At 64.3% G+C, this 26775-nt stretch carries 21 protein-coding genes and 3 pseudogenes; 9 read left to right on the top strand and 15 right to left on the bottom strand.

What is annotated here, in order from left to right:
- The first annotated feature begins 205 nt into the window (after window positions 1-205).
- Window positions 206-1702: a sensor domain-containing diguanylate cyclase gene (locus LOY53_RS04125; RefSeq protein WP_252826707.1), complete on the top strand. Its 1497-nt coding sequence runs from the start codon at window positions 206-208 to the stop codon at window positions 1700-1702.
- Here the strand turns inward: LOY53_RS04125 and LOY53_RS04120 are convergent.
- Window positions 1699-2175 (bottom strand): PA2169 family four-helix-bundle protein, encoded by a 477-nt coding sequence (locus LOY53_RS04120; RefSeq protein ID WP_027595486.1) that lies wholly within the window; start codon window positions 2173-2175, stop codon window positions 1699-1701. The two genes, LOY53_RS04125 and LOY53_RS04120, sit on opposite strands and share 4 nt — an antisense overlap.
- Before the next feature lie 200 nt (window positions 2176-2375).
- Here LOY53_RS04120 and LOY53_RS04115 point away from each other — a divergent pair, with 200 nt between their 5' ends.
- The gene (locus tag LOY53_RS04115) at window positions 2376-2597 is read left to right on the top strand and encodes a DUF3820 family protein (RefSeq protein WP_027595485.1); all 222 of its coding nucleotides are present in this window, start codon (window positions 2376-2378) and stop codon (window positions 2595-2597) included.
- Window positions 2598-2724: 127 nt separating this feature from the next.
- Here LOY53_RS04115 and LOY53_RS04110 read toward each other — a convergent pair whose 3' ends face one another.
- Genes LOY53_RS04110 through ptsP form a run of 3 tightly spaced genes read right to left on the bottom strand, consistent with a single transcriptional unit; the run spans window position 2725 to window position 8260 of the window.
- Window positions 2725-4464: a PTS fructose-like transporter subunit IIB gene (locus LOY53_RS04110; RefSeq protein ID WP_027594420.1), complete on the bottom strand. Its 1740-nt coding sequence runs from the start codon at window positions 4462-4464 to the stop codon at window positions 2725-2727.
- Complete coding sequence (gene pfkB / locus LOY53_RS04105; RefSeq protein ID WP_252826706.1) at window positions 4461-5408, bottom strand: 1-phosphofructokinase; 948 nt, start codon at window positions 5406-5408, stop codon at window positions 4461-4463. The genes LOY53_RS04110 and pfkB overlap by 4 nt, the downstream gene beginning before the upstream one ends.
- Window positions 5408-8260 (bottom strand): phosphoenolpyruvate--protein phosphotransferase, encoded by a 2853-nt coding sequence (gene ptsP, locus LOY53_RS04100; protein ID WP_258703628.1) that lies wholly within the window; start codon window positions 8258-8260, stop codon window positions 5408-5410. The genes pfkB and ptsP overlap by 1 nt, the downstream gene beginning before the upstream one ends.
- A 277-nt stretch (window positions 8261-8537) precedes the next feature.
- Between ptsP and cra the strand changes: the two genes are divergently transcribed.
- Together cra and LOY53_RS04090 are read left to right on the top strand one after the other, a co-directional pair.
- Entirely contained in the window at window positions 8538-9533 is a 996-nt protein-coding gene (cra, locus tag LOY53_RS04095) for a catabolite repressor/activator (RefSeq protein ID WP_252826704.1), read from the top strand.
- Between the two features lie 2 nt (window positions 9534-9535).
- Window positions 9536-10312, top strand: a complete 777-nt coding sequence (locus LOY53_RS04090; RefSeq protein WP_252826703.1) for a TatD family hydrolase — start codon at window positions 9536-9538, stop codon at window positions 10310-10312.
- 127 nt (window positions 10313-10439) lie between these two features.
- Here the strand turns inward: LOY53_RS04090 and LOY53_RS26820 are convergent, their stop codons facing one another.
- The 5 genes and pseudogenes from LOY53_RS26820 to LOY53_RS04070 all read right to left on the bottom strand — a co-directional run bounded on the left by LOY53_RS26820 (window position 10440) and on the right by LOY53_RS04070 (window position 16327).
- Window positions 10440-11144, bottom strand: a complete 705-nt coding sequence (locus tag LOY53_RS26820; RefSeq protein ID WP_408981367.1) for a methyl-accepting chemotaxis protein — start codon at window positions 11142-11144, stop codon at window positions 10440-10442.
- A 153-nt stretch (window positions 11145-11297) separates the two neighbouring features.
- Window positions 11298-11501, bottom strand: a pseudogene (locus tag LOY53_RS26815) (HAMP domain-containing protein); the annotation flags it as partial.
- Window positions 11502-12670: 1169 nt separating this feature from the next.
- Window positions 12671-13501, bottom strand: a complete 831-nt coding sequence (ampE, locus tag LOY53_RS04080; protein WP_099428335.1) for a regulatory signaling modulator protein AmpE — start codon at window positions 13499-13501, stop codon at window positions 12671-12673.
- Window positions 13498-14064 (bottom strand): 1,6-anhydro-N-acetylmuramyl-L-alanine amidase AmpD, encoded by a 567-nt coding sequence (ampD, locus tag LOY53_RS04075; RefSeq protein WP_186681763.1) that lies wholly within the window; start codon window positions 14062-14064, stop codon window positions 13498-13500. Before ampD ends, ampE begins: the two co-directional genes overlap by 4 nt.
- Window positions 14065-14152: 88 nt before the next feature.
- Window positions 14153-16327, bottom strand: coding sequence for a DUF1631 domain-containing protein (locus LOY53_RS04070; protein ID WP_252826701.1), 2175 nt, complete (start codon window positions 16325-16327; stop codon window positions 14153-14155).
- A 241-nt stretch (window positions 16328-16568) separates the two neighbouring features.
- Here LOY53_RS04070 and nadC point away from each other — a divergent pair, with 241 nt between their 5' ends.
- The gene (gene nadC / locus LOY53_RS04065; protein ID WP_027594429.1) at window positions 16569-17417 is read left to right on the top strand and encodes a carboxylating nicotinate-nucleotide diphosphorylase; all 849 of its coding nucleotides are present in this window, start codon (window positions 16569-16571) and stop codon (window positions 17415-17417) included.
- 73 nt (window positions 17418-17490) lie between these two features.
- Here nadC and trxB read toward each other — a convergent pair whose 3' ends face one another.
- Window positions 17491-18453, bottom strand: coding sequence for a thioredoxin-disulfide reductase (trxB, locus tag LOY53_RS04060; RefSeq protein WP_099428332.1), 963 nt, complete (start codon window positions 18451-18453; stop codon window positions 17491-17493).
- 329 nt (window positions 18454-18782) lie between these two features.
- Here trxB and cysZ point away from each other — a divergent pair, with 329 nt between their 5' ends.
- Window positions 18783-19511 (top strand): sulfate transporter CysZ, encoded by a 729-nt coding sequence (gene cysZ, locus LOY53_RS04055; RefSeq protein WP_258703627.1) that lies wholly within the window; start codon window positions 18783-18785, stop codon window positions 19509-19511.
- 112 nt (window positions 19512-19623) lie between these two features.
- Here the strand turns inward: cysZ and LOY53_RS26810 are convergent.
- Both LOY53_RS26810 and LOY53_RS26805 read right to left on the bottom strand, forming a co-directional pair.
- Window positions 19624-20049 (bottom strand): annotated as a pseudogene (locus tag LOY53_RS26810) (methyl-accepting chemotaxis protein); the annotation flags it as partial.
- Between the two features lie 114 nt (window positions 20050-20163).
- A pseudogene (locus LOY53_RS26805) lies at window positions 20164-20850 on the bottom strand (PAS domain-containing protein); the annotation flags it as partial.
- A 268-nt stretch (window positions 20851-21118) separates the two neighbouring features.
- Between LOY53_RS26805 and LOY53_RS04045 the strand changes: the two are divergent.
- On the top strand, window positions 21119-22336 hold the full coding sequence (locus LOY53_RS04045) for a glycosyltransferase family 1 protein (protein WP_252826690.1): 1218 nt from the start codon (window positions 21119-21121) through the stop codon (window positions 22334-22336).
- A gap of 27 nt (window positions 22337-22363) precedes the next feature.
- Here LOY53_RS04045 and LOY53_RS04040 read toward each other — a convergent pair whose 3' ends face one another.
- Complete coding sequence (locus LOY53_RS04040; protein ID WP_099452921.1) at window positions 22364-22846, bottom strand: glutathione peroxidase; 483 nt, start codon at window positions 22844-22846, stop codon at window positions 22364-22366.
- A 145-nt stretch (window positions 22847-22991) separates the two neighbouring features.
- Window positions 22992-23477: a peptidylprolyl isomerase gene (locus LOY53_RS04035; protein WP_085274095.1), complete on the bottom strand. Its 486-nt coding sequence runs from the start codon at window positions 23475-23477 to the stop codon at window positions 22992-22994.
- On the opposite strand from LOY53_RS04035, the gene LOY53_RS04030 reads away from it, so the two are divergent.
- Window positions 23476-23778 carry a DUF3565 domain-containing protein gene (locus tag LOY53_RS04030; protein ID WP_027594436.1) on the top strand — a complete coding sequence of 101 codons (303 nt, stop codon included), beginning with the start codon at window positions 23476-23478 and terminating at the stop codon, window positions 23776-23778. The two genes, LOY53_RS04035 and LOY53_RS04030, sit on opposite strands and share 2 nt — an antisense overlap.
- A 32-nt stretch (window positions 23779-23810) precedes the next feature.
- Window positions 23811-25898: a phosphate acetyltransferase gene (gene pta, locus LOY53_RS04025; RefSeq protein ID WP_027594437.1), complete on the top strand. Its 2088-nt coding sequence runs from the start codon at window positions 23811-23813 to the stop codon at window positions 25896-25898.
- Window positions 25899-26023: 125 nt separating this feature from the next.
- Here pta and LOY53_RS04020 read toward each other — a convergent pair whose 3' ends face one another.
- Window positions 26024-26734 carry an OmpA family protein gene (locus LOY53_RS04020; RefSeq protein WP_027594438.1) on the bottom strand — a complete coding sequence of 237 codons (711 nt, stop codon included), beginning with the start codon at window positions 26732-26734 and terminating at the stop codon, window positions 26024-26026.
- Window positions 26735-26775 lie beyond the last annotated feature (41 nt).

Below are 26775 nucleotides of genomic sequence, written 5' to 3'. Positions count from 1 at the left end.
CCTGAGGTCGCCGTAGTCGCGCTGGGCATGGTTTGACAGTCGCAGTGCCTACGAGATCGAGCGCCGCGCGGGCGGCGCTCGATCTCACTGACAATGCACATCCCAAAACGAAAGCCCGCGATTCCGTCGGACAAATCTTGTCCGACAATCCCCTCTTCCCTAGAATGTCGCCGCCGCGAATGGCCCTGCCTCAGCAGTAGCGAGCATGCTCACCCGATCACCGCGTTTCGCACTCTACAGGTCGCACCCCGAGCTGATCCTCAACCTGGGCAGTTGCCTCGCCGTGCTCGCCATCGTGGCCATCGTCAGCTACCTGCTGGCCCGTGAGCGCGACAGCGTCGAGCTGTCGGCCATCCGTTCTTCCAACAACATCGTCCAGTTGATCGAAAGCGATATCCTGCGCAATGCCGAACTCTACGATCAGTCGTTGCAAGGGCTGATCTGGGCAGTCGGGCGCAAGGAGCTGCCTGAAGTGCCTGGCGTGTTGCGCCAACGCCTGTTGTTCAATGAAGCCTTCGTCGACCGCAAACGCGGTGACGTACTCTGGCTCGACAAGCAAGGTAACGTGGTGGGCGATTCCACCAGCGCCATACCGCGCCAGGCCAACTTCGCCGACACCGGTGTGTTCAAGGCCCATCAACACAACGCCAACCTCGGCCTGCTGGTCGGCCCGCCGTTCAAGGCCAAGCTGGGCGACCTGGACTGGTGCATCAGTTTCAGCCGACGCATTCCTGGCCCTGACGGCGAATTCGCCGGCCTGGCAGCGGGGGCCCTGCGCCTCTCGTACTTCAGCGAACTGTTCAAGCGCCTGGACATCGGCGATGACAGCAGCATCAACCTGTTCAATACCGACGGCCAGTTGCTGGCCCGCCAGCCGACCCGTCCGCAAGACCCGCTGATCGGCACCAATTATGCCGAGCGGCCCAATTTCAAGCGCATCCTTGGCGAACGCAGTGGCAGCTTCACTGCCCCCTCTGCCACCCACGGCACCTCGCGCATGTACACCTTCGCCCGAGTCGCCGACCTGCCGCTGATCGTGTTGGTGGTGCACTCGGCCGACGAGGTGTTCCAGTCGTGGCGGCGCACCGCGATTCTGGTCAGCGTGGCCACCGGCGTGCTGTGCATCGGCATCCTCTGGCTAACCTTGCTGCTGGGCCGCGAGCTGCGCCGCCGCCACGAGGCCGAACAAGGCCTGGCCACCCTGGCCGCCACCGACAGCCTGACCGGCCTGGCCAACCGCCGCCGGCTCGACCAGGTGCTGCGCCAGGAGTGGGCACGCGCGCAGCGCAACCACAAGCCGTTGGCCGTGCTGATGGTGGATGTGGACCATTTCAAGGCGTTCAACCAGCGCCACGGCCACGCGGGTGGTGACCATGCCTTACGGGAGGTGGCGAAGTGCATCGAGGGGTGCATCAGGCGTCCGGCGGACCTGGCGGCACGCTATGGCGGGGAGGAATTTCAGGTGATATTGCCAGAAACCGATCTGGCCGGCGCCACCCTGCTGGCCGAGCGCATTCGGGCCAGCGTCGCGGCCTTGGCGCCCTTTGCCAATGACACCCGTGCCGTCACGGTCAGCATCGGCATCGGCCTGTACGAAGCAAACCCCCAGCACGATCTGACGAGCGTGCTGGGGGCTGCGGATGAGGCGCTCTACCGGGCCAAGGCCAATGGCCGTAACCGGGTAGAAGGGCCTAGCGACTAGGAGCGAGCGCGGGCGGCGTTACGCAGCGCTTTCACTTGGTCGTGGTTACGTTGCACACCTTGCAGTTGTTTTTCCACCAGGGTGTAGCTCTGATCGCTGGCGGTACGGCCGAGTTTGACCAGTTTCTCGCGGGCTTCCTTGTAGGCTTTCAGGGCATGGTCCTCGCCCCGCTCGACTTCATTCAGCACGGCCTCTTCATCCTTGCCGGTGACCATCGCCTTGAGGTTGACCCAACCACGGTGCAGGTCGCCGCTGATGCTGGTGGAAGTCTCAGGGTCGCCACCCAGGCGGCGCACTTCGCTTTGCAGTTCACCGGCGGCATTGGCGCACTCACCGGCGCGCTGCACGAAGAAGGCTTTCAGCTCTGGGTTCTTGACGTCATCGGCCGACGACTTGAAGCCTTTTTCGCCATCCTTGCTGTATTCGATCAGGTCGTTGAGCACATCAATTACGTCTTTGTTGGGGTTGCTCATTTCACGAACTCCTTGGCAGGTGATAGTCATCTGTAATGGAGCAGCGTTCGTGCCAACCCTGGGCATAAAAATAAATTCTTATAAATCAACAAGTTAATTAATGATGCGAATGTACTCGAAGCGGCGTTCTGCATGATTGCCGCTTGGGCCTTCGTGCAGATTGCAGTATGGTCGGCGCTTTTAGACTGCCAGGTGCGTCGATGAAACCGGAAACCCTCGAACTGCTGGTCACCCGGACCATGCCCTTTGGCAAATACCAAGGCCGGATCATCGCCGACCTGCCGGGTGACTACCTGGCCTGGTTCGCGCGCAAAGGCTTCCCGGCCGGGGAACTGGGCGGGTTATTAGCGTTGATGCATGAAGTCGATCACAACGGGCTGATGGACTTGCTAGAGCCGTTGCGGCAAAAACATCGGCGCTGATAGCGCCTCATTACTGTAGGAGCAGCCTTGTGCTGCGAAGAGGCCATTACCGCCACAGCCTCTCTACAGCCAAACCGGCCTCTTCGCAGCACAAGGCTGCTCCTACGCAGTTCGCGATGGGGTGGGGCTAACCTTTCACCGGCGCGACGGCCAGTTCCACCTGCTCGCTCTTCTTGATCACCGCATACACCACGGCCGTCAGCAAACTGCCGGCGACGATCGCCAGCAGGTACAGCAACGCATGGTTGATCGCATTGGGGATCAGCAGCACGAACAGGCCACCGTGCGGCGCCATCAGCTTGCAGCCGAAGTACATCGACAGTGCACCGGTCAAGGCACCCCCGGCGACACTCGCCGGGATCACCCGTAGCGGGTCCTTGGCGGCAAACGGGATGGCACCTTCAGAGATAAAGCACAGCCCCAGTGCCAACGCGGCCTTGCCCGCCTCGCGCTCACTCTGGGCGAACTTGCGCCGGGCGAGGAAGCTGGCAATGCCCAGGCCGATGGGCGGCACCATGCCGGCGGCCATGGTCGCCGCCATGGGGGCATAGCTCGATGAGGCCAGCAGGCCCACCGAGAAGGCGTAGGCGGCCTTGTTGATCGGGCCGCCCAGGTCGACACACATCATGCCGCCGAGTACCAACCCCAGCAGGATGGCATTGGTGGTGCCCATACTGTCGAGGAACTGTGTCAGCCCTTCGAGCATGGCCGCCACCGGCTGGCCAACCACGTAGATCATCACCAGGCCCGTGAACAAGCTGGCCAACAGCGGAATGATCAGGATCGGCTTGAGCGCCTCGAGGCTGCTCGGCAAGCGTGCCCAGCGGGCGATGGCCTTGGCGCTGTAGCCGGCGAGAAAACCGGCGATGATGCCGCCGATGAAGCCCGCGCCCAGGGTGCTGGCCAGCAACCCACCGATCATGCCGGGCGCCAGGCCCGGGCGGTCGGCGATCGACCAGGCGATGTAGCCGGCCAACAGCGGCACCATCAGTTTGAACGCCGCCTCGCCGCCAATCTGCATCAACGCTGCCGGCAAGGTGCCCGGCTCTTTGTAGGCCTCGATGCCGAACACGAACGACAAGGCGATCAGCAGGCCACCCGCCACCACCATTGGCAACATGAACGACACCCCGGTGAGCAGGTGCTTGTACACGCCGGTCTTTTCACCCTTGCCGGAAGCGGAGGCCGCCGCGGCATCTGCAGCGTTCTCGACCTTGCCTTCAGCCAGGGCCTTGTCCAGGGTGGCGCGTGCCTGCTTGAGGGCGATGCCGGTACCGCAGCGGTAAATGCGCTTGCCGGCAAACCGTGCGGTGGGCACTTCGATGTCGGCGGCCAGCAGCACCACGTCGGCTTCGGCGATGGCTTGGGCGGACAGCGGGTTGCGTGCCCCCACCGAGCCCTGGGTCTCCACGGTGAGTTGATAGCCCTGCTGCTGCGCTGCCTGCTGCAAGGCTTCGGCAGCCATGAACGTGTGCGCGACGCCGGTCGGGCACGCCGTGACCGCGACAATCCGCACGCCAGCGCCACTCAACGCTGCCGGGCTGTCGGGCGTATCCGCCAACAGTTGGGCGTTGGCCGCCGCCTCGTCGAGGAAACCCTCACGGTCGGCCAGGGCCTGGGAAGGCGTGCTCTGGTACACGCGCTTGCCGACGAAGCGGGCCAGGTCGATCGGCCCAGTGCTTACTACCAGTACCCAATCGGCCTCGGCGAGCTGGGCTGCCGTCAGTTGCCGCTCGGGGTGCTCGGCGTCCTGCACCTCGACACGGGTGCTCCAGCCACGGCGCTGCGCAGCTGCCGCCAGCAAGCGCGCGCTCAGCACACTGGACACCTGGCCGTTGGGGCAAGCGGTGACAATGGCAATGTTCATCGGCAACCCTCTTGTTGTTCTGTCAGTTGCACGCCGGCTTCAAGGCGTGCCAGTTGCTCGCGGTCACGTATGCCAAAGCCGACCTGGGTCACGGCCTGGGCTGCGATGGCGGTAGCGCGGCTCAAGGTCTGCGCGGGCGCCTGGCCACGCAACAGGCCATCGACCATGCCAGCCACCAGCGAATCCCCCGCGCCCACGGTGCTGGCCACCCGCACCGCGGGCGGCTGGGCATGCAGGGCAAGGTCGCGGGCGAACCAGCTGACGCCGTGCTCGCCGGCCGACACCACCACATGCTCGATACCGCTGGCCAGCAGTCGCTCGGCAGCCGCGCGTTGCTGCGCTGGGGTTTGTACGGCCAGGCCCAGCACCTCGCCCAATTCCTCGGTGTTGGGCTTGACCAGCCAAGGCGCACTTTGCAGGCCGACACGCAAGGCTTCGCCGCTGCTGTCGAGGGCGACCTTGAGGCCTTGGGCTTTCAGTTGCTCGAGCAACTGGCGGAACCATTCGGGGCTGATACCCCGTGGCAGGCTGCCGGCCACCACTACCGCGTCATGCCCTGGGGCGATCTGTTCCAGCTGCCGCAGCAATGCGGTACGGGCGGCTTCATCGACTTCTGGCCCCTGGCCGTTGATATCGGTCACGCGGCCGTCAGCTTCGACCAGCTTGATGTTGCTGCGCGTTTCGCCTGGCACGCGGACAAAACAGTCGGCAAAACCACGCCAGGCGATCAAGGCCTCGAACGGCTGCAGGTTGTCCTGCCCAAGAAAGCCGCCCACGGTGACGCTGTGGCCAAGGTCGGCCAAGACCTGGGCTACGTTCAGCCCTTTGCCCGCCGCATCGCTGTGCTGGGCCTGGCTGCGGTTGACGTGCCCCGGGCGCAAGGTAGCGAGGCTGATGGTGATGTCCAGCGCCGGGTTCAGGGTAAGGGTGAGGATCTTGGCCATCAGTAACGCTCCACCAGCGCGCGAACCGCCGCGGCGCTGTCTTGTTGCAAGGCTTCGCGCGCCAGGGCGCGGGCCGTCTGGTGATCGGCCTGGCGAACCAGGGCTTTGACTTCGGCAATGCTGCGGGCGGCGACGCTCAACTCGTCAACATCCAGGCCAAGCAGCACGGCCACCGCCTGCGGGTCGGCGGCCAGCTCCCCGCACACGCCCACCCACTTGCCTTCGGCATGGGCAGCGCGCACGGTCATGTCGATCAGGCTCAATACGGCCGGGTGCAGGCCGTCGGCCTGGGCCGACAGGCTCGGGTGGCCACGGTCGATGGCCAGGGTGTATTGGGTCAGGTCGTTGGTGCCGATGCTGAAAAAGTCCACTTCGCGGGCCAACTGCGGCGCCAGCAGGGCTGCCGAGGGCACTTCGACCATGATCCCCAGTTGCAGGTCGGCCACGGGGATTTCCTCACGCAGGCGCTCGACCATGGCCCGCGCTTCACGCCATTCGTGCACCTGGCCGACCATCGGGAACATGATCCGCAGCGGGCGCTGGTCAGCGGCGCGCAGCAAGGCGCGCAACTGGTCTTCCATGACCTGCGGGCGCTGCAACGTCAAACGCACGCCGCGCACGCCGAGGAAAGGGTTGTCTTCGGCAGCGATCGGCCAGTACGGCAGCGGTTTGTCGCCGCCGACATCCAGGGTGCGCACCACCAGGGGCCGCCCACCCAGGCCATCGAGCACGCGCCGGTACTCGGCCTCTTGGGTGGCAACGTCAGGTGCCTGGGGGTGGGCCATGAAGATCAGTTCGGTGCGCAACAGCCCGACGCCTTCCGCGCCCTGCTCCACCACCTTGTCGATACCGCTGCTCTCACCGATGTTGGCGAAAACCTCGACCGCATGGCCATCGCGGGTGACTGCCGGTTCATGGCGATGGGCCCAGGCTGCCTGCAAGCGCTGTTCGCGCTGGTCGCGCTCGGCCAGGGCGCGCTGCAGCTCGGCGGCCGCTGGCGCAACACTGACCACACCGCGTTGCCCATCGAGCAGCAATGGCGTACCGGCCTCGAGCAGCAGAATCGCCGCACCGGCGCCGACCACTGCCGGAATGCCCAGGGCACGGGCGACAATGGCGCTGTGGGCCGTCGCGCCGCCTTGGGCGGTGACGATACCGGCGACCCGGCTCGGGTCCAGCCTGGCCACATCGGAAGGGCCGACCTCGGTCATGACCAGCACATAGGGCTGTTCGGGCTCGACCTGCGCCTGCACGCCGCACAACTGGGCCAGCACGCGACGGCCGATGTCGCGCAGGTCAGCGGCCCGTTCGGCGAGCAAGGCGTCATGCAGCGACTCTTGCTGCCGGGCAGCTGCCTCGATCACGGCCATCCATGCCGCCGGGGCGCTTTCGCCCTGGGCCAGGCGCTGCTCGACATCGTCGGCCAACGCCGGGTCGGCGAGCATCTCTTGGTGGGTGACGAAGATCTCGCCGATGGCCTTGTCGCTGCGCTGCACCAAGTTGTGCAACTCGCTGTTCACCGTTGCCAGGGCCTCGCGCAGCTTGGCCCGTTCCTCGGCGAGGGATTCACCGCGCAAGGGGTAATCGATGTCGCGCTCGACGCAGACGTGTGCCGGGCCACTGGCAATCCCAGGCGCCGCGCCCACCCCCTGGATCCGGCTGCCTGCGGCGGGTGCCTGAAGCACTTCGAGCGGCAGGCTGGCTAGCGGTGCGGGGCTTTGTGGCAGCGGCTCGACGTCCTCTCCCAAGCCTGCTTCGATGGCCGCCAGCAGCGCTGGCAAGGCATCGGCGGCGATGGCCGGTTCGGCAATCAGTTCCAGTTCCTGGCCACGGCGGGCGCCGAGGCTCAGCAGCTTGCTAAGGCTCTTGACCGACACCGCTGGCTGCGCGCTGTCGGTCAGCCGCACACGGATTTCGCCCTCGAAGCCTTTGGCCAGTTGCGCCAGCACCTTGGCCGGGCGGGCATGCAAACCATGGGGGTTGGCCAACGCGATGCGCGCGCTGGGCCAATCCGCCGGTGCCTCACCGCCCAGCACCTGCAGCACCGCACGGCTGCTGGTGGCCTGGTAGAGCATCTGCCCGCGCCCTTCGATCAGCACTTCGCACAAGCGCTCGAGCAAGGCCTGATGAGCGGCGCCGAGGCTGGCCAGGCAGAACAGGCCGTTGAGCGGCTGATCGCGATAGCGCAGCGGTTGCTGCGGGGTGATGAACGCCAGGCCCGGCTGACGCACCTGGCGCTCGCTGTGCAGCCACCACAGGCCCTCGCCCAATGGCAGAGGCTCGGCCTGCTGCAGCACGGCGGCAAAACCACTGTCGACGCAACCGGCGCGCTGCAGCAGGCGCGCACCGCGCCAGGCCAGCTCGTCGAAATCTTCGGCCGGCAGGTTCAAGCCGACCAGTTGCGCATCCAACGCCAACGCCTGTGGCGCGCCTTGCAACAGTTTGAGCAAGGCCTCGGCAGAGCTGGCCCGGCGCAGCGCCTCGGCCAGGTCGGTCTCGCCCAGGGCACGGGTCAGCAATTGCAGCAGACGCAGGTGTTCATCGGAACGGGCGGCGATGCCGATGGCCAGGTAGACCATTTGGCCATCGCCCCAGTCCACGCCTTCGGGGAACTGCAGCAAGCGCACACCGGTGGTGTGGACCAGGTCGCGGGTCTGCGGCGTGCCATGCGGGATGGCAATGCCCTGCCCAAGGAAGGTCGAGCCTTGCGCCTCGCGGGCCTGCAGCCCTGCGAGGTAGCCCTCGGCGACCAGGCCATCGGCCACCAGCTGATCTGCCAGCAGGCGCAAGGCCTCGGCCTTGTCCGCGGCCTTCTGGCCCATGGCTATTTGCCCTGTGGCGAGCTCGAGCATGCCCTTCTCCTTTTGCAGTGCCCAGGTGGGGTACTGAGGTATTGTTGTCGAAAATGGCCAGTTGATCAGCCTTGCGCAGATGGCAGCCGAGGCAGAAAATTTGGCAGCTGAAACGATTAATCTGACCAGGCGGCCACGTTACTCGATAATCTCCCGAGGAAAAAGCCCCATCCTGTCGGACAATTGCGACAATGGTCGTCTGCGCGCGAGCGCAGCTCCGGGTCAAACTATCCGGTCTGGCCTCGCAGCCAGCCCCGGTAATAACAAGGAAAATTCGGTGAAACTCAGCGATATCGCCCGTCTGGCCGGTGTGTCCGTGACCACTGCCAGCTACGTCATCAATGGCAAGGCCGAACAGCAGCGCATCAGCAGCAGCACTGTCGAGCGCGTGCGTGCAGTGGTCGAGGCCCATGGCTTCACGCCCAACCCGCAAGCCGCCGGCCTGCGCAGCCGACATACCCGCACATTGGGCTTCATTCTCCCGGATCTGGAGAACCCCAGCTACGCCCGCATCGCCAAGCAGCTCGAGCAAGGCGCCCGGGCCCGTGGCTATCAGTTGCTGATTGCCAGCAGCGATGACCAGCCGAACAGCGAGCGCCAGCTGCAGCAACTGTTCCGCGCCCGTCGTTGCGATGCCCTGTTCGTCGCCAGCTGCTTGCCTGTGGAAGACGACAGCTACCGTGAGCTGCAAGACAAGGGCCTGCCGGTGATCGCCATCGACCGTCGCCTTGACCCTGCACATTTCTGCTCGGTGATCAGCGATGATCGCGACGCCAGCCGTCAGCTGGCCGCCAGCCTGCTCAGCGCAGCCCCGCGCAGCATCGCCCTGATCGGCGCCCGCCCGGAGCTTTCGGTCAGCCAGGCCCGTGCCGGCGGCTTCGAGGAAGCCCTGCAAGGCTATGCAGGTGAAGTGCGCCGTTATCAGGGTGAGGCGTTCAGCCGTGAATGCGGGCAGCGCCTGATGCAGCAACTGATCGAAGAACAGGGTGGCCTGCCGGATGCCCTGGTAACCACCTCCTACGTGCTGCTGCAGGGCGTATTCGACACCTTGCAGGCACGCCCTGCCGACTCGCGCCAGCTGCAGTTGGGCACCTTCGGTGACAACCAGTTGCTCGACTTCCTGCCGCTTCCGGTCAACGCTATGGCCCAACAGCACGGGCTGATCGCCGCCACTGCGCTGGAGCTGGCCTTGGCAGCCATCGAGGAAGAGCGTTACGAGCCCGGCGTGCACGCCATCGGCCGAACCTTCAAGCAACGCATCCCAGCGGCCTGAACATGCGCCTGATCGACACCCACACCCACCTGGACTTCCCCGACTTCGACGCCGACCGCTCGCGCCTGCTGGCCAATGCGGCGGCGCGCGGGGTGGAACGCATGGTAGTGCTGGGGGTGTATCAGGCGAATTTCCAGCGGGTGTGGGACCTGGCCTGCGCCGACACGCGTGTAGTTGCGGCCCTGGGCTTGCATCCGGTTTACCTGGACCAGCATCGCCCAGAGCACCTTACCCAGCTACGCGACTGGCTGGAGCGCCTGCGCGGCGACCCGCGCCTGTGCGCCGTGGGTGAGTTCGGGTTGGATTACTACCTGGAAGCATTGGACAAGGATCGCCAACAGGCGCTGTTCGAAGCACAACTGCAGATGGCCTGCGAGTTCGAGCTGCCGGCCTTGCTGCATGTGCGCCGCAGCCATGCCCAGGTGATCGCCACGCTCAAGCGCTACAAGCCAGCCCGGGCTGGGGTCATCCATGCCTTTGCAGGCAGCTATGAAGAAGCGCGCGAGTACATCAAGCTTGGTTTCCGCCTGGGGCTTGGCGGGGCGGCTACCTGGCCGCAGGCAGTGCGCTTGCGCAAGACCCTTGCCCGGCTGCCGCTGGACAGCGTAGTGCTGGAGACCGACGCGCCAGACATGGCCCCGGTGATGTACCCCGGGCAGCGTAATAGCCCGGAGCACCTGCCGGAGATTGCCGCAGCGCTGGCTGAGGTGATCGGCATAGAGGTGGAACTGTTGGCTGACGCCAGTAGCAAGAATGCCTGTGAGTTATTCGGCTGGTAGCTGCCTGCCCCGGCACTAGCGCTGTAGGAGCAGCCTTGAGCTGCGAAGAGGCCATTACCGGCACAGCCTCTCTACAGCCAAAGCGGCCTCTTCGCAGCACAAGGCTGCTCCTACAGCGATAGCTTGATTAAACCCTGAACGCCCCGATCAACCGTTTCAACTCCACCACCTGAGCAGACAATGCCCGGCTAGCCTCCTCGGTCTGGCAGGCTCCTTGGGTGGTGTCCTGCGCGGCGCTGTTGATCGCCACGATGTTCTGGTCGATGTCATGCGCCACGGCGGTCTGCTGCTCCACGGCAGCGGCAATCTGCTGGTTCTGCTCGACGATACTGCCCACCGCACCCAGAATATTGCCCAACGCCTGCTGCACCCGGCGCGTTTCATCGACGGTGCCAGCGGCCATCTGGTGGCTGCTGCCCATGGCGCTGACCGCCGCTGCGACCCCCTCCTGCAAGCGCTGAATCATCTGGGCGATCTCTGCAGTCGAGTCCTGGGTGCGCCTAGCCAAGGTGCGCACCTCATCGGCGACCACCGCGAAGCCTCGGCCTTGCTCCCCGGCACGCGCTGCCTCGATCGCGGCGTTAAGTGCCAGCAGGTTGGTCTGCTCGGCAATGCTGCGGATCACTTCAAGCACCCGCCCGATTGCCTGGCTGTCACTGGCTAGCTGATTGATGGCCACCACGCTCTGGTCGATCTCGGCAGCCAGCCGGTCGATGCTGCCTTGCTGGCGTTGCACCAGGCCGCGGCCACTGGCGCTTTCATGGTTGACCTGCTGCGCACCATCGGCTGCCAGCGCCGCGCTGCGTGCGACCTCCTGAGCAGTGGCGCTCATCTGGTTCATGGCCGTGGCCACTTGCTCGATTTGCTCACGCTGGCCGCTGACTGCCTGGTTGCTCCGCACTGACACCGCCAACACTTGGCTGGCCTGTTCTTCGACGGCCACCACGGTGCGGCCAACCTGGTCGATCAGGCCACGGATACGCTGCACGGTGTCGCTGAAGCCTTGCCCCAGCTCGCCCAACTCGTCGCGGCTGCGGGCCTGGAAGCTGACCGTCATGTCGCCGTCGGCGACCTTGCCCATCGCCTTGCCGAGCTGGCGCAGGGTCGCCCGGGTCGAGACGTAGAAACCGCTGTACAGGTACACAATCAGCGCGAACACACCCGCCAGCACCGCCACCAGGCCGATCATGCGCCATTGTTGCTCGCCCAGCCGGTCCTGCAGTTGCCCCTGCAGGTGCATGAGAATGGCCTCGTTGAGGCGGTAGGTGTGCCCCATCAGCTCACGGGTTTGCTGATAGAACGCAGGCCAGGGCGCGTCCAAGGTCTCGGCCACCACCACCTGCGCTTCGAATAACGCGGCGGCCTGCCTGACCGTTGCCTGGCTGGCTTGGGCGCTGCTGGCCAGGGCCGCTTTGGCCGCAGGGTCACTGCCCAGGGCGTCCTCCAAGCGCAGTGCGTAGTCAGTGGCCAGGCGCTCGAGGCGCTGCAGCAAATCTTCGAAGCGCGCGCTGCCGGACGAATCCATGAAGCCACGCCCCAGAGCAATGGCCCCCATCGCCTGCCCGTCCGCCAGGGCCTGGGTCACCTGCGCCGTCGCCACGCCAAGCAGATCGCTCAGTTGCCGCACCGAGGCCTGGCTGTCCTGGCTCAGGCCAGATTGGCTGGCCACCAGGCGGGTCAGCACGTGGGCCTGGGCGAGCAAGGCGTCGAACAACGCCGTTTTATTCTGCAGCGAGGACTCTGCGCGGGCGCGGACAAACGCATCGGCCAAGTCCTCGCGCTTGGCTTCCAGCTGCGGATCGTCGCTACGCAGTGCCTGGAGACGCTCCTGCACTTCGTCCTGCAACGCAGCAATACGCGATTCGACATCACCGGCCTGGCCCGACTGGCCGAGCACGGCATTGATCTGCAGGAGGCTGCCCAAGGCTTCGAAGCCTGCGCGCAGGGCCAGGCTTTCGCGCAGGGGGTCGATGCCCTGCAGCTCGGCGCGGGTGGCCTGAAACTGCTGGTATGCATCGCGTACCAGGTAGCCGCTGATGACCAGCATAGGCAGGAAAAACAGGACGCTGACAAGGCTGAACTTCTGACCGAAGCTCAGCCGGTTCATCAGTGCGATGGCCGGATAAAGCAGACGCTTCACGGGGCACCTCCTTGGATTCTTATTGTTCTACGGGGTAGCACAGTGCCACTGTGTATACCGCAGATCGAATCGGAGGTTTGTAACTTATGGTTAAGCCCCGGTAGGAGCAGCCTTGTGCTGCGAAGAGGCCAGTAGCACCACCCCTGAATTTTCGGGATGCAACTGGCCTCTTCGCAGCACAAGGCTGCTCCTACAGGGCGCGTGTTACGGCGGTGAGGTCAGACCAGCACCGTCCATAACGCAAACCCGGCATACCACAGCACCGCGCAGCGCAGCAGCAATTCCCAAAGGCTGTCGAGCCGGCTTAGGCCGCGCTGGCTGTCTTCTTCCTCGGGGATATCGTCGGCAATGCGCCCGACCCTGGCCACCAGGTGGCCGGCGCTGATGTGCCAGTTCAGGAGCTCGTGCAGCATCACGCGGGTCACCGCGACGAAGTTGCCGACCAGCGCGAAGCTCAAGGCCATCACCCGCACCGGCAGCCAGTCCATGATGTGCCGCAGTTGCTCGGCACGTGCCTTGAGCGCGGGCTGCTTGCTGTGCTCGCCGCACAGCGCCAGCAGGCGATAGGCCAAGGCAGCGCCTGGGCCGAGCACGAAATACCAGAAGATCACGGCGAAGAAGCTCTGATACGCCTGCCACAGCAGGTAACCCTGCACGCGCACCAGCAGGCTGTGAGGCTCGTCGGCCACCAGGCCCAGGTCGCGCTCGGCCACGTGCAGGGCGGCCTGATCGTCACCCCGCCGCCAGGCATCGCGAAACGGCCCAAGCGCCGCCTTCGCATCGCCGCGGCCCAGGCTGTAGATCAACACCAGCAGGTGCACCGGCAATGCCAGCAGGCCATAGGCGACGGGCTCCAGCACATGCAGCAGCAGGGCCAGCACCGCTACCGGCGCCAGCACCAGGATGGCCAACGTCCACCACGGCTGTACTTTGCCGCTGCGCTCCAGGCGCACCAGTTCACCGAGGAAAAAACCATCGCGCTGTATTCGATGGCGCAGTGCCGAGAACTTCTCGACCCACAGCGCCAGCAGCAAAACCAGAAAACTCATGAGTTGTCCTCGTTATCCTTCACGGTTTGGCGATAACGGCCCCAGTCGAAAGCCGGGCCTGGGTCGGTTTTGCGCACCGGTGCGATGTCGCTGTGGCCCTGGATGCGTTCAAGGCTGATGACCGGCCAGGCGTCGCGGATCTGTCGGGTCAGCTGCGCCAGCGTGGCGTACTGGGCATCGGTGTATGGCAGGTCGTCAGTGCCTTCAAGTTCGATGCCGATGGAGAAGTCGTTGCAGCCCTCGCGCCCGTCGAAGCACGAGACACCGGCATGCCAGGCGCGGTCGAGCAACGACACGAACTGGGTCACGGCGCCATCGCGCTCGACGAACAGGTGCGCCGAAACCGTCAGGTGGCAGATGCTCTGGAAATAGGGATGTTCATGGGCGTCCAGGCGGTTCTGGAAGAATGCCTGAACCTTGCCGGTGCCGAAACACGCCGGCGGCAAGCTGATGTTGTGAATGACCAGCAGGGAGATCGACTCGCCCTCGGGGCGCGCGTTGAAGTTCGGCGACGGGCAGTGGGTGATTCCGTGGAACCAGCCGGTGGCACGGTCCAATTGCATGGGGCAGATCCTGAAAAAACGCCGGGTACAGAGCAGCAGTATGCCCTGCGTCCGCGGCCGTTTGCATGTGAATCATTGTAATGATGACTCAATGGACCTGCTGTTGCCGCAGCCCTTCGAGCACCGACTCCAGCGCCCGCTCGAACAGCGCGCCGTCATCGAGCACCCGCACCTCTCCCCGGTGCAGCGCCTGGGCGAGGCTGCCGGTGTTCCACTCACGCACTTTCATGCCCGTGCGATTGGCGAACACCAGCCGATCGTTGCTGTCGATGCGCGCCACCAGCTTGCAGCGCAATGGGTCGTCTTCATCGAACACTTCGACCCAGCTGCCGATGCGCAGGCGCTGCACTTGGCGCAATGCCGAGGCATTGCCGTCAACAAGGTGCAGGGGGGCGCAGGCGGGCTCTTCGGCAAGGGCCAGCACGATGTCCTCGTCCACCAGCACCTCGTCCAGCACGGGCGGGCCATCGGCCCTGTACCCGTCGGACGCCGAGCAAGCGCGCAGGTGCAATTGCTCAAGCTGCTGGAAGAAATCACGGGTAGCGGTGGAGTCCAGCGCCACGCCTGCCAGGCCTTCGCGCAAGGCCTTGAGCAGGCCGGGCACCTGTTGCAGCAGTTGCTGACAGGCCTGCGGGTCATGGTGCGGGGCGATACTGGCGAGCAGCGTGTCCAGGGTGGCCAGGCCGTTGCGCCATGCCTCGGACCCTTCGCCCTGCTTGAGCCACGCCAGCAGCAGCACCTGGCTCCAGGCCTGCACCAGCATCTGCACCACCACGTGCGGCAGCACCCGCCCGCGCAGACGCTGGTTGAGCACCTGCTGCACCTGCTGCCGGGCCTGCAGGGTTCGCGCCCGGCCCTCTTCGGCGTCGCGGGTACGCTGTTCGAGCAACTCGTGGCGGCGCCGCTCGTCCTGGCTGAAGGCGAGAAACTCGTCGAGCAGCTCGGCGAACAGGCAGGCGTCATCGGTGAAGTCGTTGAGCAGACGCTGAACGATACGCTCCACCCGTACATGCAAACTGTCGCGCAGGCCTTCGGCGCTGCTCTGCCAACCGATCGCGGCACCTGCGATCTCGTTGAGCAAACGCCGGGCCGGGTGGTTGGCGCGGCTGAACAGCCCCTTGTCGAGCAGCGCGACCTTGAGCAGCGGGATGTGCAAACGCGCGATCAATGCCCGTAGGCTGGCGGGCAAGTTGTCGTCGTTGTGGATGAAATCGAACAGCAGGCCGATCAGGTTGATCATGTCTTCATCGGCCGTGGCGATGCGCCGACGCGTGCCACTGCGCACACTGACGCGCAACAACAGTTGTTCCAGCTGTTGGCCAAGCGCGAAGTCATCCGCAGCCTGCGTGGCGGGCACATAGTGTTGCAGGTGCGAAAGCAGGCGCAGCAGGTCGGCGGTGCTGATTGGCTGGGCAGCGGCTGCCCGCTGCAAGCGCGGCGCGATCTGCCCGCGCGCGGGAGCCAGAAGTGTTTGCAAGGAAGCAAAGTACGCTTGCCCGGCACTGTCCGCGCCCAGCGCCCCTTGCGCCTCCAGGCTGGACGGCCGGCGCCCGGCGCTCAGGCACCGATCCTCGGCGCGCCGACGCGGCGCAGGCTGCAGTTCGGGCAGCACACCGGCTGCGGCCAGCAGCTGGTTAGCCTCTGCATAGAGCACCTCCACATCACGCAACACATAGCGTTCAAACAGCTTCAAGAGGATCAGCTTGACCCGCAGCCCGACCCCCAGGTTGCGACCCGCTTCGAGGAAATAGCCGCACAGCGCAGCGGGGCCCACAGGGTTTTGCTGCTCGCCCACCGGGCGATCGAGCAATGCCTGCAAGCGCAAGCCCAGTTGCTGCAGGGCAAGGCCGTCACGCGAGAGCACCCGCGCGACCATGCCGTCGATGGCGGATGCACGCTCGCGCTGCGCCTTGTTGCCTGAACCCTGCGCTTCACCCAGGCCGCCCAGAGGGTCTGCCCGGCCGAGGCTGGCGAAGGTGTGATGGAAGGTGTCGAGAAAACCGCGCTCGATGCTCTTGCGCTTCAGGCGCACGTCGCGCATCGCTTCGAAATACAGGTTCTGGTCGCAGCGCTCAGCGGCCTTGTCGGCCATCTCGAAGAGGGTGACGTCGGTGTTGTCGAACAAGGCCTGCAGGCCTTGGCGCAATTGCAGCGCGGCTTTGTCGCGCACTTGCAGGAGCAATACCGGAAGGCAAGGCAGAGGCGTGCGCGCCCCTCGGTCGATGGCTGCCGCCAGGGGCACCACCTTGCCTTCTTTATGCATCCCTAACTCCTTGCAGGCTTGCTTGCCCCACGGGCAACGAATCGTCAAAGCTATGACGCCAAATACTGGTCACTATTATCGGCAAAAAAACGGACAGCTGCCAGCGCCGTTTCGCTTGCTGGGAAATGACCCTGTATTCGGCCAGATGCTCAGACGGGCCGACCAAAGGTCACCGGCCATGGCCCTGTACACACCGCTCCCCTGCCCTATAATCGCGGGCATCTAGCTTGTGGAGCCGACCATGCCGAACCTACGCCTCGCCGACCTGACCGCTGAAATCGAAGCCAACGTGCGCCGTGCACTGTTGGAGGACATCGGCAGTGGCGATATCACCGCGCAGTTGATCCCGGCCGAACGCCTGGCCAAGGCGACCATCATTACCCGCGAGGACTGCGTGATCGCTGGCACCGCCTGGGTCGACGCCGTGTTCCGCCAGCTCGACCCACGGGTGGCGGTGCACTGGCAAGTGGCCGATGGCGACCGCGCGCTGGCCAACCAGCCGCTGTTCCACCTGGAAGGCCCGGCACGCTCGCTGCTCAGCGGTGAGCGCAGCGCACTCAACTTCCTGCAGATGCTGTCGGGCGTCGCCACGCGCGCACGCTTTCTGGCCGACCTGGTCGCAGGTACCCAAGTGCGCCTGCTAGACACCCGCAAGACCCTTCCCGGCCTGCGCCTGGCGCAGAAATACGCGGTCACCTGTGGCGGTTGCGACAACCACCGCATCGGCCTTTACGATGCCTTCCTGATCAAGGAAAACCACATCGCCGCCAGCGGTGGCGTGGCCGAGGCAGTGGCGGCAGCGCACCGAATTGCCCCTGGCAAGCCGGTGGAAATCGAGGTGGAAAGCCTGGATGAACTGCGCCAGGCCCTGAATGCGGGTGCGGATATCGTCATGCTCGACGAGCTGACCCTGGACGAAATGCGCGAAGCGGTGCACATCACTGCGGGCAAGGCCAAACTCGAGGCCAGCGGCGGCGTCAACGAGAGCACCTTGCGGGTGATTGCCGAGACCGGCGTCGACTACATCTCCATTGGTGCCATGACCAAGGATGTGAAGGCCGTAGACCTGTCGATGCGTTTGAGCCTCTGAGAGGCCCGAACAGGCGCAGCAGATCTCAGGCATAAAAAAACCGGCCAGATGGCCGGTTTTTTTCGGGCGTGGATCAGAACGCGGCGTTGGCCAGGCCGTCCAGGTAGCGCTCGACGTCCAGTGCGGCCATGCAGCCTGCGCCGGCCGAGGTAATCGCCTGACGGTAAACGTGGTCGGCCACGTCGCCCGCAGCGAACACACCTTCGACGTTGGTGGCAGTGGCGTTGCCTTCGCGGCCGCCGTTGACCACCAGGTAGCCGTCCTTGAGGGTCAGCTGGCCTTCGAACAGCGAGGTGTTCGGGGTGTGGCCAATGGCGATGAACACGCCGTCGACCTTGATTTCATCGCTGCTGCCATCGTTGTTCTTCAGGCGCGCACCGGTCACGCCCATGTTGTCACCCAGTACTTCGTCCAGGGTGGCATTGAGCTTGAGCTCGATCTTGCCTTCCGCCACACGGGCGTTCAGCTTGTCGACCAGGATCTTCTCGGCGCGGAAGGTTTCGCGGCGGTGAACCAGGGTCACTTTGCTGGCGATGTTGGCCAGGTACAGGGCCTCTTCAACGGCAGTGTTGCCGCCGCCGACGACCGCTACCGGCTTGTTGCGGTAGAAGAAGCCGTCACAGGTAGCGCAGGCCGAAACGCCCTTGCCCATGAAGGTTTCTTCCGACGGCAGGCCCAGGTAACGAGCGCTGGCGCCGGTGGCGACGATCAGTGCGTCGCAGGTGTAGGTGCCACTGTCACCCTGCAGGGTGAACGGCTTGTTGGCCAGGTCGACAGCGTTGATGTGGTCGAAGACGATCTCGGTCTCGAAGCGCTCGGCGTGCTCTTGCATGCGCTGCATCAGGGCTGGGCCGGTCAGGCCATGGGGGTCGCCCGGCCAGTTGTCGACTTCGGTGGTGGTGGTCAGCTGGCCACCGGCCTGCATGCCGGTGATCAGCAGCGGCTTGAGGTTGGCACGGGCGGCATAGACTGCGGCGCTGTAACCGGCAGGGCCGGAACCGAGGATGATGACGCGCGAATGACGTACTTCAGACATGTCGAACTCCTGTCGAGCCGGCCGCACGGGGCCAGCATCGGTGTGCCGGCGGTGCCAGCTGGAATTTAAAAAGGACCCACGCAACCTTGGGGAAGGCTACAACGCGTCGATCCAAAACCTAAAAGTTGAGCGCACTGTAGCGAGGTCGCAAAGATTAAGGAAATATCCTTCGACAATCCACCTCATAGGCATCGTCTATCCAGCAATTTCATTCACAAAAAACGCCCTGGCGCTTTTGTTACAGCCGGTTTCGCCAACATCGCCCACCTTTCGTCGGCGTGACAAACTCGGTAAGGTCAGCGCGTTTTCCTTCTGTTCGGAGTGTCTCGATGCAAGCCCCTGTCCTCTCTGGCCCCCAGTATCTGCGCGAAGGCCTGAAACTGGTGCTGAGCCCGAACCTGCGGTTGTTCGTGCTGTTGCCCCTGGCGGTCAACCTGCTGCTGTTTGGTGGCCTGATCTACTTTGCCGGCCATCAGTTCAGTGTCTGGGTCGACGCCCTGATGCCAACCCTGCCCAGCTGGTTGAGCTTCCTCACCTACATTCTGTGGCCACTGTTCGTCGCCTTGGTAGTCCTGATGGTGTTCTTCACCTTCACCCTGGTGGCCAACGTCATTGCAGCGCCGTTCAACGGCTTTTTGGCGGAGAAGGTCGAAGTGGTGGTGCGCGGCCAAGACAACTTCCCTGCCTTCAGCTGGGCCGAACTGGTGGCCATGGTGCCGCGCACCTTGGGTCGCGAGATGCGCAAGCTGGGCTACTTCCTGCCACGGGCCATCGGCCTGTTCATCCTGTCGTTGATCCCGGTGGTCAACGTGGTCGCTGCGCCGCTGTGGCTGATCTTTGGTGTGTGGATGATGGCTATCCAGTACATCGACTACCCGGCGGACAACAACAAGATGAGCTGGCAGGACATGCTCGCCTGGCTGCGCCAGAAGCGCTGGCAATCGCTGGGCTTTGGCGGCATCACCTACCTGGCGCTGATGGTGCCGGTGGTAAACGTACTGATGATGCCGGCCGCGGTGGCGGGGGCTACGTTGTTCTGGGTGCGTGAACGCGACTAAATCCAGCCGCGGCCCTGTGTAGCAGCAGCCTTGCGCTGCGAAGAGGCCAGTACTGACAATGCCTATCTGTTGCTAGTACTGGCCTCTTCGTAACACAAGGCTGCTCCTACCGTCATTGACCGAGCCGGCTGGAAAACTGCCCCACCACATCCACCACCCGCTTCGCTCCCTCCTGGATTTCGACGATCACGTTGCCGGTTTCATCGGCCAACGACAGCCCCTGCTCGGCCTGACGCTTGCTGGTGTCGATGATCGCCACCGCAGCCTGGGCCAATTGCTCGTTCTGCTGCACCACCCGGGCAATCTCTTCGGTGGCTGTGCTGGTACGCGAGGCCAGCTGGCGCACTTCGTCGGCGACCACGGCAAAACCACGCCCCTGCTCGCCCGCCCGGGCCGCCTCGATGGCAGCGTTGAGCGCTAGCAAGTTAGTCTGCCCGGCAATGTCACTGATGGTCTTGATGATCGAACCGATCACCCGCGACTGGGTGTCCAGGGCCTGAATGCCCTCGGCGGCCTCTTGCATCGACGACTCCAGGCCACGCATGACGTTTACCGTCTGCGTGACTACGTCGGTGGCCTTGCGCGCACTGGCGTCAGTGCTCAGCGAGGTGTTGAAGGCGATGTCCGCCGCCTCGGCAACCGCCTGCTCCTGGTTGACCTGGTCGGTGATCACGGTGGCGAACTTGACCACTTTGTACAGCACATCATGGGCGTCGAAGATCGGGTTGTAGGACGCTTCCAGCCAGATTACCCGGCCATGGGCATCGATACGCTTGAAGCGCTCAGCCACGTATTCGCCACGGCGCAGCTTGTCCCAGAACGCCTGATAGCCCGCCGAATTGGCCTCTTCCGGTTCGCAGAAGATGCGGTGATGCTTGCCGCGGATCTGTTCTAGGCGATAACCGACCGACGTCAGAAACCGTTCATTGGCGGTCAGGATGGTGCCATCAAGGCCAAATTCGATGACTGCAGTAGAGCGCATCAGGGCCTTGATCAGGCTTTCGTGCTCACGGGAGGTCTCGATGGTGCGGGTTAGGTCGCTCGAGTGCAGGGTGAAATACTTGATGCGCCCTTCGCTGTTCTTGACCGGCTGCAGAATCGAGCGCAACCAGGCTTCCTGACCATTGCCGCGCAGCAGGCGGAACGCCCCGTTGAGGTGCTCGCCCCGGCTGATCGCGCTTTTCATGCGTTGGTAGAAGTCGAGCGACTTCACGTGGGGCGGGACAATGTCCTCGAGTTTGCGTCCAAGCAATTGGTCGGCACGGTAGAGCATCTCGCTCTCGAAGTTGCCGTTGACCATCTCGATCCGTCCCTGGGGGTCGAGTTGGAGCACCAGCATCTCGCTGTCGAGGCTGCACTTGACCTGTTCGACCGACAGCAGGTCTTCGCGCAATTGCTGGATTTCTTGCTTGAGCTTGTTGTTGAACATCACCGCTCTCCTGGAGCGCAGCACGTAATCGAATGCATCTTCATCGGCTGCCACTGCCAGGTTCTTGAGCGCCGCCCACGCAAATATTCACACAATTGAAACAGCCGGCAATCAGGCGTCATTTGCACGTCACAAGGCCGTCACATCGGCGCAATGATGCGAGCGGAAACTTTTTGTCATGAATACACCCGCCCTACGCATCACCCTCGTCAGCGAAACCTTCCCCCCCGAGATCAATGGTGTCGCCAACACCCTTGGCCGCCTCAGCGAAGGGTTGCGCCAACGCGGGCATGACATCGAGATCGTCCGCCCCCGCCAAGCCGGCGAGGAGCCTGTGCACAACGATCCGCAACTGATGCTGTGCCGCGGTTGGGCCTTGCCCGGCTACCCCGGCCTGCAATGGGGCGAAGTGTCGATGCACCGGCTGTTGCGGCGTTGGCGCAGGCAGCGACCGGACGTGCTGTACATCGCCACCGAGGGGCCTTTGGGGTTGAGCGCATTGCGTGCGGCACGGCGCCTGGGAGTACCAGTGGTCAGCGGGTTCCATACCAACTTCCCGCAGTATTCCGGCCAGTACGGCTTGGGCTTGCTCGCACGCCTGCTCACCCATTACCTGCGCTGGTTCCATCGCCGCACGGCGATCACCCTGGTGCCCAGCGTCAGCCAGCGCCTGGAGCTGGAGCGCCGTGGTTTCGAGCGCCTGGACCTGTTGGCCCGCGGGGTCGACGCTTGCCTGTTCAACCCGGCCCGGCGCAGCCAGGCACTGCGCGAAAGCTGGGGGGTCGGCCCGGACGATATCGCCGTGCTGCATGTCGGCCGGTTGGCGGCGGAAAAAAACCTTGGGGTGCTGCGCCCGTGCCTGGACGCCCTGCAGAAGACTTATCCACACAAGCGCTTGCGCCTGATCGTGGTCGGTGACGGCCCACAGCGCGCCACCTTGCAGCAGCAGGTGCCTGATGCCGTGTTCTGTGGTGCCCAGCGGGGTGAAGTCCTGGCCGAGCACTATGCCAGCGGTGACCTGTTCCTGTTCCCAAGCCTGACCGAAACCTTTGGCAATGTGGTGCTCGAAGGCATGGCCTCAGGCTTGGCGGTGGTCGCCTATGATGAGGCAGCGGCTGCCCAGCACATTCGGCATGGCCATAGCGGTGCGTTGGCGATGCCTGGCGACCAGGCGGCCTTCATCGATGCCGCTTGCTGGCTAGTGGAAGAGGAAGAAACCCTGCGCCGGGTGCGCCTGAACGCACGGCAGCACGCCAGCCGACAGGGCTGGCCGGCGATTGTCGAGCAGTTCGAAACCTACCTGTGCAGTGCTTGCAAACAACGCACAGGCGACACGCAAAAAGCTTCAGGTGCTGCACTGGCGATCAAGCCAGGTTCGACAGCGCATCGCGGCTGACCTTCAGCCGCCGCGCGCGCCCATGCTTCAGCCCAGCGCCTTCTCGATGGCCTGAACCACGGCCGGATCATCCGGCGCAGTGCGCGGTGAGAAACGCGCCAGCACGCGCCCATCCTTGCCCACCAGAAACTTTTCGAAGTTCCAGGTGATGTCGCCTGGGAACTCAGCGCCTTCCCCCGCCAGCAGGCGATACAGCGAATGGCGGTGCGGCCCGTTGACCTCAAGCTTGGCGCCCAGCGGGAAGCTGACACCATAGTTGAGGCTGCAGAACTCCTGGATCTCTTTCTCGCTGCCGGGCTCCTGGCCGGCAAACTGGTTGCACGGCAGCCCCAAAACGCTGAAGCCTTTGCCCTTGAACTGCTGATGCAGCGTCTCCAGCGAAGCGTATTGCGGCGTCAGGCCACACTTGGAGGCAACATTGACCACCAGCACCACTTGGCCCTTGAACGGTGCGAGGGGCAGTTCCCCGCCGTTCAGCGCCTCCAATTTCAGGTCGTGAAAAGCACTCATGATGTAATCCCCTCTCAGGTTCCCGATGGCCGCAGGGCGAAATGCGCCCAATAAAAAGGCGCTCGTCCAAGCCGTCCACCTCCCGTAGGGAAGGCAAATCGGCTTGCCCGAGCGCCTGGCGACTCTCTGAGCTTAGCGCAGAAAATCAGTGGTGATGGCCACCTTCACCGTGGATGTGACGGTGCGCGATTTCTTCTTCGCTGGCGTCACGCACGTCGACAACCTTGACCTGGAAGGTCAGGCGCTGGCCGGCCAGCGGGTGGTTGCCGTCAACGGTGACGTCGTCGCCGTCGATGTCGCGAATGGTGACGATCTGCATCTGGCCATCCGGCGCCGACGCGTGGAACTGCATGCCGACTTCCAGCTCGTCGACGCCTTCGAACAGGCTGCGGTTCAGGGTGCTGACCAGCTCGGCCAGGTATTCACCGTAGGCGTCTTCTGGCTCGATGGAGACGTTCAGCTCGTCACCGGCCTGCTTGCCTTCCAGGGCCTTTTCCAGGCCCGGGATGATGTTGCCGGCACCGTGCAGGTAAACCAGCGGCGCGCCACCGGCGGAGCTGTCGATGGTCTCCCCGGCGTCGTTGGTCAGGGTATAGTCGATGGAGACAGCCTTGTTGGCGGCGATCAGCATGGGGCAAGACCTTTTGCAAAAGTATGTAGAGCGGACAAGTGTAACCAAGCCATCGCCCGATTGCGAACGCGCCTCGGCCGAGGAACAGCCCATCAGTCGGATCACTGGCTTCCATCAGGACGAAGAAGGCCACTGGGTGGTCGAGTTGTCGTGCGGCCACACCCAGCACCTTCGTCACCAACCCCCCTGGCAAGCGCGCCCTTGGGTGCTCGATGCCGAGCAGCGCCAACAGCGCATCGGCGAGGCTTTCGCGTGTGGCTGGTGTGCACAGGCAGCCGATAGCGCTACCCTTGGCCGTTGATTCCTTGCACCGCTTTAATTCGAGAAGCACGCATGCAAACTTTTTTCATAGCGCCGACCGACTTTGGTGTCGGCCTGACGTCGATCAGTCTGGGCCTGGTGCGCACCCTTGAGCGCGCAGGTCTGAAGGTCGGCTTTTTCAAGCCGATCGCCCAGCCCCACCCGGGTGACACCGGCCCGGAACGTTCCACCGAACTGGTCGCACGCACCCACGGCATCAAACCGCCCATGCCGCTGAGCCTGGCCCACGTCGAGCGCATGCTCGGCGATGGCCAGCTGGACGAGCTGCTGGAGGAAATCATCCGCCTCTACCAGCAAGCCTGCATCGGCAATGACGTGGTCGTAGTCGAAGGCATGGTGCCTACCCGCCACGCCAGTTACGCGGCGCGGGTCAACCTGCACCTGGCCAAGAGCCTGGATGCCGAGGTAATACTGGTTTCGGCGCCCGAAAACGAGGTACTCAGCGAGCTGTCAGGCCGCGTCGAGCTGCAGGCCCAGCTGTTCGGCGGCCCTCGCGACCCGAAAGTGCTCGGGGTGATCCTCAACAAGGTGCGCACCGACGAAAGCATGGCGGACTTCGCCACACGCCTGCGCGAACATTCACCACTCCTGCGCGGCAACGACTTCCGCCTGCTCGGCTGCATCCCTTACCAGCCCGAGCTGAATGCCCCACGCACCCGCGACGTGGCCGACCTGCTGGGGGCTCAAGTGCTCAACGCGGGCGATTACGAGCAGCGGCGCATGAGCAAGATCATCATTTGTGCGCGCACGGTGGCCAACACCGTGCCGCTGCTCACCCCTGGCACCTTGGTGGTGACCCCGGGTGACCGCGACGACATCATCCTTGCCGTAAGCCTCGCGGCGATCAATGGCGTGCCCCTGGCCGGTCTGCTGCTGACCAGCGACAGCAAGCCCGACGCACGCATCCTCGGCTTGTGCCGCGGCGCCTTGCAAGCCGGCCTGCCGATTCTGTCGGTGAGTACGGGTTCGTACGACACGGCGAACCAGCTCAATTCGCTGAACCGCGAGATCCCGGTGGATGACCGCGAGCGTGCCGAATTTATCACCGACTTTGTCGCCAGCCACCTCGACGCTGCCTGGTTGCACCAGCGCTGCGGCACGCCACGCGAGTTGCGCCTGTCGCCTGCAGTATTCCGCTACCAACTGATCCAGCGCGCGCAACAGGCCAACAAACGCATCGTCCTACCAGAAGGCGCCGAACCGCTGCTGGTACAGGCGGCAGCGATCTGCCAGGCCCGTGGCATTGCGCGTTGCGTGCTGCTGGCCAAGCCGGAAGAAGTCGAAGCGGTCGCCCGTGCGCAGGGCATTACCTTGCCTGCGGACCTGGAGATACTCGACCCTGAGTTGATTCGCGGGCGCTATGTCGAACCGATGGTCAACCTGCGCAAGAGCAAGAACCTCAACGCCCCGATGGCCGAGCAGCAGCTGGAAGACCCGGTGGTGATCGGCACCATGATGTTGGCCCTGGATGAAGTCGACGGCCTGGTGTCGGGCCTGGTGCACTCCACCGCCAACACCATCCGCCCTGCCCTGCAGCTGATCAAGACCGCGCCAGGTGCCAGCCTGGTGTCCTCGGTATTCTTCATGCTGTTCCCCGAGCAGGTGCTGGTGTACGGCGACTGCGTGATGAACCCGCACCCAAGTGCCGCAGAACTAGCAGAAATTGCCCAGCAGAGCGCCGAATCGGCACACACCTTCGGCATCGCGCCGCGGGTGGCGATGATCAGTTATTCAAGCGATTCGGCGAGCGATGAAGAAGTCGACAAGGTGCGTGAAGCGACCCGCTTGGCGCAGGGCGCCGCGCACGATCTGTTGATCGATGGGCCCTTGCAGTATGACGCGGCGGCCAACCCGGCCATTGCCCGCGAGCTGGCACCGAACAGCCCGGTTGCCGGGCGTGCCACGGTGTTCGTGTTCCCTGATCTGAATACCGGCAACACCACGCACAAAGCGGTGCAGCGCAGCGCCGATGGGGTCAGCCTGGGGCCGATGCTGCAGGGGTTGCGTAAGCCGGTGAACGATTTGCCGCGAGGGGCTCAGGTGGACGACATCGTGCATACCATCGCCCTGACGGCGATCCAGGCCAGCGTCGTACGCTGAATCCAGGGGCTGCTGTGCAGCCCAATCGCCGGCAAGCCGGCTCCCACAGCACTTGAGACCCACACGGTCATGTGGGAGTCGGCTTGCCGGCGATTGGGCCGCACAGCGGCCCCTGTGTTGTGGCTTTACTGCTGAACTTGGCCCTGGTCATACTGCTGGCCAGGAATCGGCTTCAGGTTGACCTCGACACGACGGTTCTGCGCACGGCCGTTAGCATCGGCATTGCTGGCGATCGGCTGGTCCGGGCCCATGCCACGCGCCGAAATACGCGAAGCGTCGACACCCTGCGAAGTCAGGTAGGTGCTGACCGCTTGCGCACGGCGCTGGGACAGGTCCATGTTGTGCTGGCGGCTGCCGGTGCTGTCGGTGAAGCCAACCACTTCGATGGTGTTCTGGTTGAACTGCTTGAACGAGCCGGCCAGGTTGTTCAGCGGCGAGTAGAAGCTAGGCGCGATGTTGGCCGAGTCGGTGGCGAAGGTGATGTTGCCGGGCATGATCAGCTTGATCTGGTCACCCTGACGCTGCACTTCGACGCCAGTATTGGCCATTTGCGCGCGCAGTTCGGCTTCCTGCTTGTCGGCGTAGTAGCCGTAACCTGCGGCGGCGGCACCCACTGCGGCAGCGCCGATCAGTGCGCCTTTACCACGGTTGTTGTGGTCGATGGCTGCGCCGGCGATGGCACCAGCCAGCGCACCCAGGCCGCCGTACTTGGCGGTTTTGCTCATCCCCGTGGAGCCCTGCGCCTGACCCTGGTTGTCGTACGGGTTCTGGCTGGCGCAGCCCGTCATCAGGGCGGCGGCGGTTGCGACGATAATCAGACGACGCATGGTGAACATGGACAAGCTCCTACTGAAATTCATAAATGCGGCAGACCGCG

Origin of the sequence: Pseudomonas sp. B21-031 (assembly GCF_024748985.1) — a bacterium.
Taxonomy (GTDB): Bacteria; Pseudomonadota; Gammaproteobacteria; order Pseudomonadales; family Pseudomonadaceae; genus Aquipseudomonas; species Aquipseudomonas kermanshahensis.
Note: the sequence above shows the minus strand (reverse complement) of the source record. Positions and strands in the feature narration are given on the sequence as shown.